Origin of the sequence: Limnohabitans sp. 15K, assembly GCF_002778285.1 — a bacterium.
GTDB lineage: Bacteria > Pseudomonadota > Gammaproteobacteria > Burkholderiales > Burkholderiaceae_C > Limnohabitans_A.
This window is the reverse complement of sequence record NZ_NESM01000001.1, coordinates 1,701,324-1,714,812: the sequence shown is the minus strand read 5'-3', so window position 1 is coordinate 1,714,812 and position 13,489 is coordinate 1,701,324. Positions and strand designations below refer to the sequence as shown.

Here is a 13,489-nt window from a genome sequence, read left to right as displayed (position 1 = left end):
CCAGGCCCACAAAAGCCCCTGCGATGAACAAAGTCATCATCACCTGCGCCGTCACAGGCGCCATCCACACACCGTCCATGTCACCGTATCTGCCGGTGACGCCCGAAGAGATCATTGAGGCGTCGGTCGAGGCGGCCAACGCGGGCGCGGCCATCATCCACCTGCATGCACGCGACCCGGTCACGGGCAAGCCCGACCAAAGCCCCGAAGCCTTCGGGAAGTTTCTGCCGCAAATCAAAAGCCGCACCAACGCCGTGCTCAACCTCACCAGCGGCGGCTCGCCGTTCATGACGATTGATGAACGGATTCAGCCGTCGATGCGGTTTGCGCCCGAGGTGGCTTCGCTCAACTTGGGCTCGTTCAATTTCGCGCTGTTTCCGATGCTCGACCGCTTCACCGAGTTCAAACACGAATGGGAACGCGAACACCTGGAAAACAGCCGCGACCTGATCTTTCGCAACACCTTCAAAGACATCGAATACGCCCTGCGGGCCTGCGCCGAAAACAACACCCGGTTTGAACTCGAGTGCTACGACATCGGGCACCTGTACAACCTGGCGCACTTTGCCGACAAAGGGCTGATCAAGGGGCCGTTTTTCATCCAGTCGGTCTTCGGCATTTTGGGCGGCATTGGCAACCACCCCGAAGACGTGATGCACATGCGCCGCACCGCCGACCGCTTGTTTGGCGACCAATACCAATGGTCTGTTTTGGGCGCAGGGCGTCACCAGATGCGCATCGCGGCCATGGGCGCCAGCATGGGCAGCCATGTGCGCGTGGGCCTGGAAGACAGCCTGTGGCTGGGCAAGGGCACGCTGGCCAAAAGCAATGCCGAGCAAGTGCGCCAAGCGCGCCAAATCATCGAAGGCCTGGGCCTGCAGATCGCCACACCCGACGAAGCTCGGCAAATTCTGGCGCTCAAGGGCGCTCAGAAGGTCAACTTCTGATCCCCCCCCATCCATCCCCTTTTAGAAAAACTGGAACACACATGTACAGCCAATGGGCACTCTCGATCGACGACGCCAAACAAATCGCCAGCGCCTGCAGGGCCTGCGCCGTGGAGAACGGCTGGAACGTCGTCATCGCCATCGTCGATGACGGCGGACACACCATGTACCTCGAACGGCTCGACGGCACGCAAAAAGCCTCCAGCGTGGTCGCCCAAGAAAAGGCCAAGACCGCCCTGCTCTTCAAGCGCCCCACACAAGCCATCGAAGCGGTCGTGGCCAAAGGCCGCAACGTCATGATGATGCTGCCCGGCGCCACGCCCATTGAAGGCGGCCTGCCACTGGTCCGCGACGGCCAGTTTGTGGGCGCCATCGGCATCTCAGGCGTGCAGTCGCACGAAGACGGCGTGGTCGCCGCCGCTGGCGTGGCGCATTTCGCCACCCTGAGCTGACACGCTGGCCCACGATTCCCCCTCCCTTTTCTTTCGCTCAACAAAAACATCCGGAGACAACACCATGAAACGCCGTCATTTGCTCGCCTTGGCCACCACTGCCGCACTCAGCACCACGCTCATCGGCACGCCCAGCGCCTTTGCGCAATCTGCGGGCTACCCCAATCGCCCGATCAAATTGGTGGTGCCTTTCCCTGCAGGCATCTCGCCCGATGTGGTGGCGCGCCTGATTGGCGACAAACTGAGCGTGGCCCTGGGCCAGCCCGTGGTGGTTGACAACAAACCTGGCGCGGGCGGCATGATCGGCGCTGTGGCGGCAGGCACCGCACCGGCTGACGGTTACACCCTGTTTTTCAGCGTCAAGGCCACACACGCCATCGCGCCCAATGTGTACCGGGACGCCAAATACAACCCACCGCGCGACTTCAAGGCCGTGGCCCAAATTCTGCAAGTGCCCCATGTGCTGACCGCCACGCCCAAGGCGCCCTACAACAACATGAAGGAGCTGGTGGCTTACGCCAAGGCCAACCCGGGCAAGATCGACTTTGCCTCTTTGGGCGTCGGCTCGCAGCCCCACGTGGCGCTGGAGGTGTGGTCGCAGCGGCTGGGCATCAAGCTCAACCATGTGCCCTACAAAACCAACCCCTCGCCCGATGTGATGAGCGGCCTTATCAGCCTGTCGGTCGAAGCCTCGACCACCGCGATTCCGCTCATCAAGGCGGGCAAGGTCAAGGCCTTGGGCATCTCGGGTGCGCAGCGCATCCCCGGCCTGCCCGACGTGCCCACCATGACCGAGTTTGACGCCAACCTCGACGTCAACGGCGTGATTGGCAGCTCGTGGCACGGCATCTTTGCACCCACAGGCACCCCCAACGACATCATTGCCAAGCTCAACACCGAGATCGTCAAGATCGTGAAGCTGCCCGAAATTCAAGCCCGCCTGATTGACCTGGGCCTCACGCCCACAGGCACCAGCGCCGCTGCGCTCGACACCGTGGCCAACGGCGACTACGCCTTCTGGAACAAGGTGATCAACGATCTGGGCATCAAGGCCGAATAAAGCCACCGCAGCAGCCCGCATGACCACTTCAGCGAAAAAACCCCGAGCCCCTCAGGCGGCTCGGGCCACTCAAAAGACCGTGCCGATGGAACGCGTGGGCATGCTGGGTGTCGGCATCATGGGCCTGGCCATGGCCGTGAACCTGATGAAGGCAGGCTTTCAGGTCACGGGCTACGACCCTGACCCCAAAGCCATGAAACGCCTGAAAGCGGCCGGAGGCACAGCGCGAAAATCGGCAGCCGACTTGGCGAGCGATGCCCAAGTCATCATCTGCTCTCTGCCCGGGCCTGAGGCTTTGCACAACGCGGCGCAGCAGATCGCCGCTGTCGGCCAACGCGACTTGCTGGTGGTCGAAACCAGCACGCTCGACATCGCCGACAAAACCGCTGCCCGCGACACGCTCAAAGCCAAAGGCATCGTCATGCTCGACTGCCCCTTGTCGGGCACCGGGGCACAAGCCGTGCACAAAGACCTCACGGTTTATGCCAGCGGCCCCAAGGCGGCCATCAAAAAACTCGCGCCCGTCTTTGAAGGCTTCTCAAAAAATTCTTTTGACTTGGGCGCCTTTGGCAACGGCATGAAGATGAAGCTGATGGCCAATTTGCTGGTGGCCATCCACAACGTGTCGACGGCCGAAGCGCTGCTGCTGGGCCAGCGTTGGGGCATCCGACCCCAAGACGCCGTGAAGGTGCTGAGCGACGGCGCAGGCGGCTCGCGCATGCTGCAAGTGCGTGGGCCCTTGATGCAAGACGAAGGTTGGAACACCGCGACCATGAAAGTCGGCATCTGGCAAAAAGACATGCAGCTCATTGCTGCTGCACTGGCCGACGCCCAAGTGCCCGCGCCGCTGTTCGCCGCAACCGTGCCCGTCTACAACGCGGCCATGGCCTTGGGCCACGCTGAGCACGACACGGCCGCGGTGTTTGATGTGTTGTCGAGGATGTCGTCAGGCGTTTCGAAACGCTGAGCTTCAGATGCCTCTAGGCACAGGCCAAACGGCCAACGCTCACTTGCCGAACAAGTGGGCCACTTTCTGCCAAGCGAGCAGCAACCAGCCCGAACGCTCCACTTCGGCTTGCGCCACCAGCGGGGTTTCGCCCAAGGGCTTGCCGTTGGCTGTGGCGATCACTTTGCCGATCACTGTGCCTTTGGCCACGGGTGCTTCCAGGCCAGGCTTGAGCTCGACCGCGGTTTGCACGGTCTGGCCACGGGGCACCGTGAGCATCCACGGCGCGCCCAGTACAGCGGCCACCGTGTCGGCCTTACCGAAGCTGACCTTGGCACTGGCGACCACCGCGGTTGGCTGAATCGGCGTGGCTTTTTCGAACTGGCTGTACCCCCAACCGAGCAACTCTCGTGTTTGGTCGGCACGCGCCTGCGCGCTGTGGGTGTTCAAGATGACCGAGATCAGGCGCATGTCGTTGCGCTTGGCCGAGGTGACCAGACAAAAGCCCGCCTCTGCGGTGTGGCCGGTTTTGAGGCCATCCACCGTCGGGTCGGTGTAGAGCAAAGCATTGCGGTTGCCTTGCTTGATGCCGTTGTATTTGAACTCGCGTTCGGCGTAGATGGGGTAGTACTCCGCGCCGTCGCGGATGATGGCGCGCGCCAGGATGGCCAGATCTTTCGCGGACGATTTGTGCGCCGGATCGGGTAAGCCTGTGGGGTTGACGAAGGTCGTCTTGGTCATGCCCAAACGCTGGGCTTCGGCGTTCATCAGCTTGGCAAAGCCCGCTTCAGAACCGGCCATGTGCTCGGCAATCGCTTTGGACGCGTCGTTGCCCGACTGCACGATGATGCCGCGCAGGATGTCGATCACGGTGGCTTGGCTGTTGAGCGGCAAATACATGCACGACTCGGCGCTGGTGCCTCGGCACCAAGCGTTCTCGCTCACGGTGACCAGGTCGGTGGGCTTGAGCTTGCCTGTGCGCAGGGCTTGCTCGACGATGTAGCTGGTCATCATCTTGGTGAGCGAGGCGGGCGGCAGGGCTTCGTCTGCGTTGGCCGAGGCCAGCACCTGGCCCGAGTCGTAGTCCATCAGCAACCAGGCTTTGGCAGGCAGCGCGGGTGCGTTGTCGGCCATGGCCACATCGGCCGCCAAGGGAGGCAGCGCGTTGGCGGCGGCTGCCGCTTTTTTGCTGGGTGCAGCCTTCTTGCCGGAAACGGCTTTTTTGGACGCAGCGGCTTTGCTCGCGGTGTTTTTGTCTGCGGCCGGTTTGGCCGCGAAGGCTGCCGAGCTGGGCACCAGAGCGCCAGCGGCGACGGCCAAAAGAACGGAAAGAGGGACAGAAAGGAGGGAGGAGGTCTTGGTGTGCATGGCTTTGATCGGCTGAGCGCTGATTGTCGCTGATCAGAATGCTCGGGCTCGCTGCGCTAGAGCGAAGCGTCTGCTGAATTGTCTGCAACGTCAGACCCAATGATCACGACGTCCAAAATTCGCTGAGTCCATTTTGTAGAGCGAACGATAAGTTACAAATTAAGAGTACTTATTTACTTAACTCAATGACAATGTTGGTTTTTTAATCAACACAGTCAGTCGTGAGCCTCTACACCCAGCTGCAAGCCGCCAAGAGCGAAGAAGACGTCAAAGACGCATACATCAAGGCCTTGGGCCTCAAGGGTTACACCAAAGGCCTGATCGACATCCAGAGCCGCGAGATCTGGTTCGAGGCCAAAGACACCGACCGCCACTCCAGTTACGCCATGTTCACCCAGCTGCTGCATTACGTGCAGGTGGCGCTGAACAAAGGCGAGCATGTGCCCCCCTTTTTGGCGGTGATCGACACCGAAAAATCGGCCATCATGAAAAGCGACGATGTGCTGCCTTTTCTGGCCAAAAAAACCATCCAATGGGGCAAGTCGGCCAGCCAGTTCACCCAAGAAGCGCTGGACGACATCTCGGCCCACATCGGCACCTACTTTGTGTCGTTCAGGATCAAGACGCACGAAGACGAGTTCATCAGCACCGTCAAAGCGGCGATCAAGTCGGGCGACATCATCCGCACGCAAATCACGCCGGACAACCTGAAACAGGTGTTCGACAAATGGGTGGCCATGGTGGGCCGCGAGATCGTGGGCGTGAGCGAAGAAGACTACGCCCTGCTGTTTTTCGCGGACATCATGCACGACGGCACCGTGTCCACACACGCCAATTTGCCCGCCGAGTTGATGCACAAAAACGGCGCACCCATCTTCTCGCTCAAAGGCAAAAACTTTGACCTGGGCAACAAAGAAGGCTACCGGCAGTTTTGGGCCATTTACCACCGCCCGCCCAAATCGGAATACCGCGACTACCTGCTCGAGCGCCGCGACAGTTTGATTCCGTACGACGAACGCAGCTTCAAGGGCGCGTATTACACGCCGCTGCATGTGGTGGACAAAGCCTATGACAAGCTGACTGAAACGCTGGGCGCTAACTGGCAAAAGGATTACATCGTCTGGGACATGTGCTGCGGCGTGGGCAACTTGGAAGTCAAACACAGCAACCCGCGCAACCTCTACATGAGCACGCTGGACCAAGCCGACATCGACGTGATGAAAGCCACCAAGACCTGCGTGTCGGCGCAACGCTTTCAATACGACTACCTCAACGACGACATCACCGACGATGGGCAGATTGATTACAGCTTGAGCAACAAGGTGCCAGCCGCATTGCGCAAAGCGATTGCGGAGGGGAAGAAGATTTTGGTGTTGATCAATCCGCCTTATGGCGAATCGGCAAATACGCTGAACAAGAGCGCGAAGACCGATATCGCGACCACAAAAATTGCGAGCTTTTCAACCAACCAAGGCTACGCCAACAGGGAGTTATTCACGCAATTCGTTGTTCGGGTTCAAAGGGAGATCCCATCTGCAACAGTGGCAATGTTTAGCAAGTTGAAGTATGTGAACGCTCCTAATGTTGAAAGTTTTCGTGCAAATTGGTACGCCCAATATCTGGGCGGTTTCATTGTCCACAGCAAAGCGTTCGATGGCTTAAGTGGAAATTTCCCCATCGGATTCTTGGTCTGGAAAACTCAGCCACTGTTAAGTGAGTTTCCCTCCCAGATACGGGTGGATGTCATGAATCGAGATGCAAATGCCATAGGCGAAAAGTTATTCCACAACATCCCAAAAGAACGATTTCTGAATTCTTGGATTCAACGACCTCGTGCGAATACTGTAGATGCTTTACCTTTGAAAATGCGCTTTCTCCAACTACCAGTACAAAAGATGTGCGCGGCACAAAATGGGCTGACGGTGCGATTGGCAGCATGTTGTGCGACAGCAATGATTTACAAGGTGCGGGCCAGGGAACTGCGTTGTTGTCATCAGGTTTTTGCAGTGCTGGTGCCTTCTTTGTCACAACCAATAATTTTTGGCAGGCTGCAATTGTTTTTTCTGTCCGTCGATTAGTAAAACCCACTTGGCTGAACGACCGCGATCAATTCCTGCAACCGACAGAGCCGCTGACGGACGAGTTCAAAACCGATTGCCTGATTTGGATGCTGTTCAACGGCAGCAACCTAACCGCCAGCGCCAACGACCTCGAATGGAACGGCAAAAAGTGGTCCATCGTCAACCACTTCATCCCTTACACCGAAGCTGAGGTAGACGCGCCCGACCGCTTCGAGTCCGACTTCATGGTTCAGTACCTGGCGAACAAAACCCTCTCCGCAGAAGCCACCGCCGTGCTGGATGCGGGCCGCACCCTGTGGAAAGCCTACTTTGCCCACACCGACGTGCGCACCGTACGCGACCAATACAAACTCAACCGCCCCGATGTCGGCTGGTACCAAATCCGCAACGCCCTGGCCGAACGCAACAAAAGCGGCGACACCGCCCCCGTCAACTTCACACCGTTTGAGCAGGCCTACCAAGCCCTGACCAACAAGCTGCGCCGCAGGTGTTCAGTTTGGGGTTTTTACGGTGAAGCATTGATTTTCAGTAGCTACACAAATACAATGCAAATCGAGTTCGACCCAGCCAAAGACGCTTCCAACCAGATCAAACATGGTCTGCCACTGGGCATGGCCGTTGAACTCGACTGGGAATCCGCGTTGAACCCCTCTTCGCCGTGCCAATCGACGCGAGGTAAAACACTATGTCGACAATTTCTAAGCGCCCCACAGTGCGCATGCCCAGCGTGCAAGAGGACAAGGCCATCACCGCTGCAGCACGGAGCGATCCGGATGCGCAGCCACTCACGCCCACCCAATTGAAGGCAATGGTCCCACTCAAAAGTTTGCGCGGCCGCCCTAAATCCGAGAACAAAAAACAACTGGTTTCGGTGCGCTACAGCCCCGAGGTGCTGGCCTATTTCAAGTCCACGGGCGAAGGCTGGCAGTCGCTCATGGACAGCGTGCTGCGCCAATATGTGGCCAGCCATTCGAGACCTTAATCCGCCATCCCCGATAATCACGTCTTCAGATTTCCAACGGCCCGCAGGCACTGCGGGCCATTTTTTCGGAGCAACACCATGAGCACTTTCCAAACCACCGGCGCACGCGCCACGGGCCTGGCCACCCTCGCCGCTGACGGCACCGTGCTGGACACTTGGTTCCCAGCCCCCGAATTGGCCGATGGCATCGCCGCCAGCGGCAGCACCCGCCTGACCGAAGCTGAAGCTGTGGCGGCCTTGGGCGCTGACGTGGCCAAGGCGCTGAGCGCCTGCGCCGTGCGCGGCACCACCGTGGTGGCTGTGCGCACCGAGATCAAATCGCTGGCCGATGCACCCGCCGACACGCACGACGCTTACCTGCGCCTGCACCTGCTGAGCCACCGCTTGGTTCAGCCGCACGGCGCGAACGTGACCGGCATCTTTGGCCTGCTGGCCAATGTGGCCTGGACCAACTTTGGCCCTTGCGCCGTGAGCGAAGTGCCTGCTGCCCGCATGAAGGCCCGCGCCATTGGCCAAGTGCTGGAAATCAAAGGCGTGGACAAGTTCCCACAGATGACCGACTACGTGATCCCATCGGGCGTGCGCATTGCCAACGCCGACCGCGTGCGCCTGGGCGCGCACCTGGCCAGCGGCACCACCGTGATGCACGAAGGTTTCTGCAACTTCAACGCGGGCACCTTGGGTGCCAGCATGGTGGAAGGCCGCATCAGCGCGGGCGTGGTGGTCGATGACGCCAGCGACATCGGCGGCGGCGCGTCCATCATGGGCACGCTGTCGGGTGGCGGCAAAGAGGTCATCAAGGTCGGCAAGCGCTGCCTGCTGGGCGCGAACGCCGGCATCGGCATCTCGCTGGGCGACGACTGCGTGGTCGAAGCCGGCTGCTACATCACCGGCGGCAGCCGCGTGCAGCTGCCAGACGGCAGCCTGATGAAAGCCAAGGAGCTGTCAGGCAAAAACGGCATCTTGTTCCGCCGCGATTCACAGTCAGGCGCTTTGCACGCCATTCCACGCAACAAGAGCTGGGGCGAGTTGAACGCTGAGTTGCACAAGAACTGAAGCCGTTGAAGCCATGCTGGAACGGCTTTCCCCGAGCGTCAAGCTGGCCGCGTTGGCCAGTTTGTTGCTGCCCTCCGTCATGTGGCTGATGCACAAGCTGTGGTCAGACCTTGCGTGGGGCTTTGTCTTCCTGTTTGGCTTGCAAGTGCTGCTGTTGTTGGCAGCACTTCATTTGGTGGTGACCAGCATCTGGGGCCCAGGAAGCCGCTGGAATTTGCCCAAACCACAGGCCGATCCGCAGCGCCGCATTTTTGCCCAAAGAGGGGCTCTGGTCACCCGCTTGCTTGCCCTGTTTGGCCGTGTCAAAAGCGTTGCACTGGCACCGTTTTTGCGTTTGCTCAGACGCCAAACGCCTTGATGGCTGGCAGGTCGCTTTCACGCACCTGCGGCACGGCTTCAAAGCCCCTGAACCAGCGCCCCGTTAATGCGGGCCAGCTCACGGAATTCAGCACTGATGCGGCCGTCATCGGCAGCGCTTTGCCAAAATTGGATCGCCTGTCACGCCCTCAAGCCGCTAAACCGTTCAGAAATTCGTGCGCTACCGCGATCTTGATATCGCCCAGCGTGTAGTTGTGCCGGGCGTTGCGGACCACCTGTACAGCCTGTAGCGGCGCTTTTTCCCGGGCAAAGCGTTGCAAGGCGCGGTGCGGTTTTTCGTCAGATAACTTGCATTCGATGAGCTGAGTGAGCTGATTTTTGTCGCTCAACGCAAAGTCCACCTCGGCGCCGTCTTTGGTGCGAATGTAGTGCAAACCGGTTTCTTTTCCCTGAGCGTCATGCTGCCATTGCACATGCTTGAGCAGGGCTGTGGCCACCAGGTTTTCAAAGCGCAGGCCTTCGTCGCCTTCGACCAGGCCCGTGTCGTAAAAATAGACTTTGGGGGTTTGCAGCGTGGCGCGGGCGATGTTGTCGTGAAAGGGGCGCACCACGAAAACGATGTAAAGCGCCTCCAAAATGTCGAGGTACTTTTTCAAGGTCACGGGCGACACGGCCAAGTCTCTTGCCATGCTGGCCAGCGACAGGGGCGAACCCACACGCGAGCGGAGCATTTGGGCAAACAAACGGATGGCGTTGACCTCCTGGATGCGCGAAAACTCCAACACGTCGTTGCGCACCAGGCCATCAAAGTATTGCCTGCGCCAGCGTTCGGCCTGTTCGTTGTCAGGGGCCAAGCAGGGCTCAGGAAAACCACCGCGTTCGAGCAAATGGGTCAGTGCAGCATCGGGTGTGGCCCCGGTTTGCTCGCACCATTCGCGCACCGACAGGGGATGCAAACGCAAACCAAAAAAGCGCCCCGCCAGCGATTCACCACTTTGCCTGAAGGTGTCCAAGCGGGCACTGCCCGTGACCAACAGCTGCTGGGTGGCCGCTTTACCGTCGTACACGCCTTTGAGCCAGGCCTTCCAGTCGGGCATTTTGTGGATTTCATCGAGCACCAGCAGCGGCGCTTGGGGACTCCAACGCTGGTTCAGAATGAGCGCCCGGTCGGCTGGCACGTCGTAATTCAGGTATTGGCCGCCTTGCTGCGCCATGAGCTGGCGGCTGAGCGTGGTTTTGCCCACTTGGCGCGGGCCAGTGAGGAACACCATTTTGTGGGCCAAATCGGCCTGCACACGGTCATCGAGATAGCGTTTCATACCCGCTATTTTGCGACTTTTTTAAAGTACATTGCAAATTAGTCGCGACTTTTTTTCAAAACACTGAATAAAAGTTGCAACCAAGGTGCATGGCTTGCGCAAAGATCCCTGAGGGTTTCCAGCCCTCAGGTCAGTGGCAGGCGGTATCAGGCCTTGGCCAAATGCTGCTTGGCCAGTTCCACATACCAGTCCAGACAGCCCGGGTTGGCCATGGCGTCTCGGTTGACCACTTTTTCGAGCGGCTGGCCGAGCATGAGTTTCTTGGTCGGCAGCTCCTGCTTTTTGCCGGACAGGGTGCGCGGGATCTCGGCCACCTGGAAGATCTCGTTCGGGATAAACCGCGGGCTGAGCGCCACCTTGATGGCGTTGTTGAGTTTGGCCTTGAGTGCATCGTCTAGGGTCGTGCCGGGGCGCAACACCACAAACAGGGGCATGTAGCTTTCTTTGCCCAAGTATTCCAAGTCCACCACCATCGAATCCATGACTTCGGGCAAGGCCTCAACCGCGCTGTACAGCTCGCTGGTGCCCATGCGCAGGCCGTAGCGGTTGATGGTCGCGTCGCTGCGGCCAAAGATCACGCAGCCTTCGCCCACGCCTTGTGCGTCGCCGATGCGCAACCAGTCGCCATGACGCCAGACGCCACCCATGCTGGCCGGGCCATCGCCACCGCCGGGTTGGCGGCCGTGGCCTGCAGGGTACATCTCAAAATAGCTGGCCAAATACCGGGCGTTGTTCTGGTCGCCCCAAAAGAACAGCGGCATGGAGGGGATGGGTTGGGTGCAGACCAACTCGCCCACCTCGCCGATGACGGGCTCACCCGCTTCATTCCAAGCCTCCACAGCGCAGCCCAGTTCGCGGCACTGCATGACGCCGGGCTCTTGCGGCAGCTCGCGGTGGCCACCCACAAAGGCGCCCGCAAAGTCGGTGCCGCCCGAAATGTTGCACCACCAGATGTCGGTGCCGATGGCCTTGAATTGCTCGTTGCCCCAGCTTTGGGTTTCGGGTGACAGGGGTGAACCCGTGGTGCCCAAAGCCCGTACCCGCGACAAGTCGCCGCAACGAGAAATGTCCACATTCGCTTTTTGGCAGTTGGCAAAGTAAGCCGCGCCTGCGCCAAAGAAAGTGACCTTTTCTTCAGCGGCCATGCGCCACAAAATGCCCCAGTCGGCGTTGTCTTTGCTGCCCCCGGGGTTGCCGTCATAGATCACGCAGGTCACGCCGTTCAGCAGACCCGCGACTTGCGCGTTCCACATGACCCATCCGGTCGAGCTGTACCAGTGAAAGCGCTCACCAAAGCTGTTGGCTTGGTAGCTGCAGCCGATGTCGTTGTGCAAAATTTTATTGGCCAAAGCCACGATCACGGTGCCGCCGTGGCCATGCACGATGGGCTTAGGCAGGCCGGTGGTGCCACTGGAGTAAACAATCCACAGCGGATGGTCAAACGGCAACCACAAGGGCTCAAACGCTTGCACCTGGGCATCGTCACGCGCCGTGATGACGGACATCTGCACGCTGGCGCCCACATCACAGTTGGTCAAATCGAGTGTGCCCAAGTTCTCATGAATGATGACGTGTTGCACGCTGGGCAAGGCGTTTTGCAACTCTTGCACCACGTCCATGCGGTCAAAGTCGCGGCCGCCGTAGCTCACGCCGTCGACTGCGATCAATACCTTGGGTTCGATCTGCTTGAAGCGGTCGAGCACCGCGTTGGTACCCATGTCGGGCGCGCAAATGCTCCACACACCGCCCACGCTGGCGGTGGCCAAAAACGCCACCATCGCTTCGGGGATGTTAGGCAAATAGGCGGCCACCCGGTCACCCGGCTGCACGCCTTGCGCTTGCAGGTGCAGCGCCATGGCGGCGACTTGGCGGCGCAGCTCGGGCCAGGTCATCTCGCGGCGCAGACCTTTTTCATTGTGGCTGATGACCGCCAAAAGCCCCGCTGCGTGCGCGGGCTGCACATGCCGCAGCACTTGGTGGGCGTAATTGGTTTGGGCACCCGGAAACCACTTGGCACCGGGCATCACGTTGCCTGCCAGCACCGCGGTGTGGGGTGTGGGGGACTGGAAATCGAAGTAATCCCAGATGCTTTGCCAAAACGCGTCCAACTCGGTCACGGACCAGCGCCAAAGGTCGTTGTAAGTGGCAAAAGTCAGGCCGCGCTGGTCGCGCAACCAGTCTTGGTACAAGCGAATTTGGGGCAGGTACGGCGCTTGGCTTGGGGTGACAGCAGTGTTCATGAAGCCGAGGTTATCAGCGGGTGTGCCCCGTTGTCACTCGGTCAAACCCGCCAACGTACACCTAGGTGACAGGTCGGGTCTGGCGTCTTACTCGGCGGACTTCATGCGCTGGCTCTTCCAGTACACGTCGTCGCCACCGTTCAGACGGTTGAGCACGCGGGCCAACACGAACATCAAGTCCGACAAGCGGTTGAGGTATTGGCGCGGTGTGTCGTTGAGGGCCTCTTCGTTGCCCAGCGCCACACAAGCGCGCTCAGCACGGCGCGCCACGGTGCGGCAAACATGGGCTTGCGACGCACCGCGTGTGCCTGCGGGCAAGATGAACTCTTCAAGCTTGGGCAGCTGGGCGTTGTATTTCTCAAGGGCCTCGTCCAAGGCCGCCACGGCCTCTTCTTTGAGCAGCTCAAAGCCGGGAATCGACAGCTCGCCGCCCAAATTGAAGAGCTGGTGCTGCACCTCGACCAGCAACTCGCGCACGTCAGCTGGCATGTCTTCGCACAGCAGCAAGCCGATGTGGGAGTTGAGCTCGTCCACCTCGCCCATGGCGTGCACGCGCAAACTGTTTTTGGACACGCGCTGGTTGTTGCCAAGCCCGGTGGTGCCGTTGTCGCCGGTGCGGGTGGCGATTTGTGTGAGTCGGTTGCCCATGGTGTAAACCTCTTTGTTGGCCAAGATTGTCTGCCAAGTGCCTGCAACTTGTCTGACAGCGGACAGCAAGGC

Annotated in this window: 14 protein-coding genes; 9 read left to right on the top strand and 5 right to left on the bottom strand. The window is 59.7% G+C overall.

The features are described 5' to 3' along the window. Nucleotides 1-23: 23 nt before the first annotated feature. The 4 genes from B9Z40_RS08080 (at nt 24) to B9Z40_RS08065 (ending at nt 3,426) form a co-directional block, all read left to right on the top strand. On the top strand, nt 24-947 hold the full coding sequence (locus tag B9Z40_RS08080; protein WP_100173001.1) for a 3-keto-5-aminohexanoate cleavage protein: 924 nt from the start codon (nt 24-26) through the stop codon (nt 945-947). A 41-nt stretch (nt 948-988) separates the two neighbouring features. After that, nucleotides 989-1,399: a heme-binding protein gene (locus B9Z40_RS08075; RefSeq protein ID WP_100172682.1), complete on the top strand. Its 411-nt coding sequence runs from the start codon at nt 989-991 to the stop codon at nt 1,397-1,399. A 64-nt stretch (nt 1,400-1,463) separates the two neighbouring features. Next, nucleotides 1,464-2,459, top strand: a complete 996-nt coding sequence (locus tag B9Z40_RS08070; RefSeq protein ID WP_100172681.1) for a tripartite tricarboxylate transporter substrate binding protein — start codon at nt 1,464-1,466, stop codon at nt 2,457-2,459. 19 nt (nt 2,460-2,478) lie between these two features. After that, complete coding sequence (locus B9Z40_RS08065) at nt 2,479-3,426, top strand: NAD(P)-dependent oxidoreductase (RefSeq protein WP_100172680.1); 948 nt, start codon at nt 2,479-2,481, stop codon at nt 3,424-3,426. Between the two features lie 39 nt (nt 3,427-3,465). On the opposite strand, the gene B9Z40_RS08060 is transcribed toward B9Z40_RS08065, so the two are convergent. Further along, entirely contained in the window at nt 3,466-4,773 is a 1,308-nt protein-coding gene (locus B9Z40_RS08060) for a D-alanyl-D-alanine carboxypeptidase family protein (protein WP_100172679.1), read from the bottom strand. A gap of 221 nt (nt 4,774-4,994) precedes the next feature. Between B9Z40_RS08060 and B9Z40_RS08055 the strand changes: the two genes are divergently transcribed. From B9Z40_RS08055 to B9Z40_RS08040, 5 genes are all read left to right on the top strand, one after another. Continuing rightward, on the top strand, nt 4,995-6,851 hold the full coding sequence (locus B9Z40_RS08055) for a hypothetical protein (protein WP_233204832.1): 1,857 nt from the start codon (nt 4,995-4,997) through the stop codon (nt 6,849-6,851). Between the two features lie 89 nt (nt 6,852-6,940). Beyond that, a complete protein-coding gene (locus B9Z40_RS17340; RefSeq protein WP_233204831.1) occupies nt 6,941-7,657 on the top strand; it encodes a hypothetical protein in 717 nt (238 codons plus the stop codon). A 5-nt stretch (nt 7,658-7,662) separates the two neighbouring features. Continuing rightward, nucleotides 7,663-7,836 carry a BrnA antitoxin family protein gene (locus B9Z40_RS17335; RefSeq protein WP_233204830.1) on the top strand — a complete coding sequence of 58 codons (174 nt, stop codon included), beginning with the start codon at nt 7,663-7,665 and terminating at the stop codon, nt 7,834-7,836. Between the two features lie 78 nt (nt 7,837-7,914). Next, nucleotides 7,915-8,892 carry a 2,3,4,5-tetrahydropyridine-2,6-dicarboxylate N-succinyltransferase gene (gene dapD, locus B9Z40_RS08045; protein WP_100172677.1) on the top strand — a complete coding sequence of 326 codons (978 nt, stop codon included), beginning with the start codon at nt 7,915-7,917 and terminating at the stop codon, nt 8,890-8,892. 13 nt (nt 8,893-8,905) lie between these two features. Then, entirely contained in the window at nt 8,906-9,250 is a 345-nt protein-coding gene (locus tag B9Z40_RS08040) for a hypothetical protein (protein ID WP_100172676.1), read from the top strand. Here the strand turns inward: B9Z40_RS08040 and B9Z40_RS17385 are convergent. From B9Z40_RS17385 to B9Z40_RS08025, 4 genes are all read right to left on the bottom strand, one after another. Beyond that, a complete protein-coding gene (locus tag B9Z40_RS17385) occupies nt 9,231-9,359 on the bottom strand; it encodes a hypothetical protein (RefSeq protein WP_255408262.1) in 129 nt (42 codons plus the stop codon). The two genes, B9Z40_RS08040 and B9Z40_RS17385, sit on opposite strands and share 20 nt — an antisense overlap. A 39-nt stretch (nt 9,360-9,398) precedes the next feature. Then, nucleotides 9,399-10,529, bottom strand: coding sequence for an ATP-binding protein (locus tag B9Z40_RS08035; RefSeq protein WP_100172675.1), 1,131 nt, complete (start codon nt 10,527-10,529; stop codon nt 9,399-9,401). Between the two features lie 146 nt (nt 10,530-10,675). Further along, nucleotides 10,676-12,769 carry an acetoacetate--CoA ligase gene (locus B9Z40_RS08030; protein ID WP_100172674.1) on the bottom strand — a complete coding sequence of 698 codons (2,094 nt, stop codon included), beginning with the start codon at nt 12,767-12,769 and terminating at the stop codon, nt 10,676-10,678. Nucleotides 12,770-12,856: 87 nt separating this feature from the next. Beyond that, nucleotides 12,857-13,417, bottom strand: a complete 561-nt coding sequence (locus B9Z40_RS08025; RefSeq protein ID WP_100173000.1) for a cob(I)yrinic acid a,c-diamide adenosyltransferase — start codon at nt 13,415-13,417, stop codon at nt 12,857-12,859. Between the last annotated feature and the right edge of the window lie 72 nt (nt 13,418-13,489).

Bases quoted from the DNA above. Each gene is read 5' to 3' on its own strand.
- B9Z40_RS08030 (WP_100172674.1), bottom strand. From the start codon at position 12,769: ATGAACACTGCTGTCACCCCAAGCCAAGCGCCGTACCTGCCCCAAATT.
- B9Z40_RS08065 (WP_100172680.1), top strand. From the start codon at position 2,479: ATGACCACTTCAGCGAAAAAACCCCGAGCCCCTCAGGCGGCTCGGGCC.
- B9Z40_RS17335 (WP_233204830.1), top strand. From the start codon at position 7,663: ATGGTCCCACTCAAAAGTTTGCGCGGCCGCCCTAAATCCGAGAACAAA.
- B9Z40_RS08060 (WP_100172679.1), bottom strand. From the start codon at position 4,773: ATGCACACCAAGACCTCCTCCCTCCTTTCTGTCCCTCTTTCCGTTCTT.
- B9Z40_RS08035 (WP_100172675.1), bottom strand. From the start codon at position 10,529: ATGAAACGCTATCTCGATGACCGTGTGCAGGCCGATTTGGCCCACAAA.
- B9Z40_RS08025 (WP_100173000.1), bottom strand. From the start codon at position 13,417: ATGGGCAACCGACTCACACAAATCGCCACCCGCACCGGCGACAACGGC.
- dapD (WP_100172677.1), top strand. From the start codon at position 7,915: ATGAGCACTTTCCAAACCACCGGCGCACGCGCCACGGGCCTGGCCACC.
- B9Z40_RS17340 (WP_233204831.1), top strand. From the start codon at position 6,941: ATGCTGTTCAACGGCAGCAACCTAACCGCCAGCGCCAACGACCTCGAA.
- B9Z40_RS08040 (WP_100172676.1), top strand. From the start codon at position 8,906: ATGCTGGAACGGCTTTCCCCGAGCGTCAAGCTGGCCGCGTTGGCCAGT.
- B9Z40_RS08070 (WP_100172681.1), top strand. From the start codon at position 1,464: ATGAAACGCCGTCATTTGCTCGCCTTGGCCACCACTGCCGCACTCAGC.
- B9Z40_RS17385 (WP_255408262.1), bottom strand. From the start codon at position 9,359: ATGACGGCCGCATCAGTGCTGAATTCCGTGAGCTGGCCCGCATTAACG.
- B9Z40_RS08080 (WP_100173001.1), top strand. From the start codon at position 24: ATGAACAAAGTCATCATCACCTGCGCCGTCACAGGCGCCATCCACACA.
- B9Z40_RS08075 (WP_100172682.1), top strand. From the start codon at position 989: ATGTACAGCCAATGGGCACTCTCGATCGACGACGCCAAACAAATCGCC.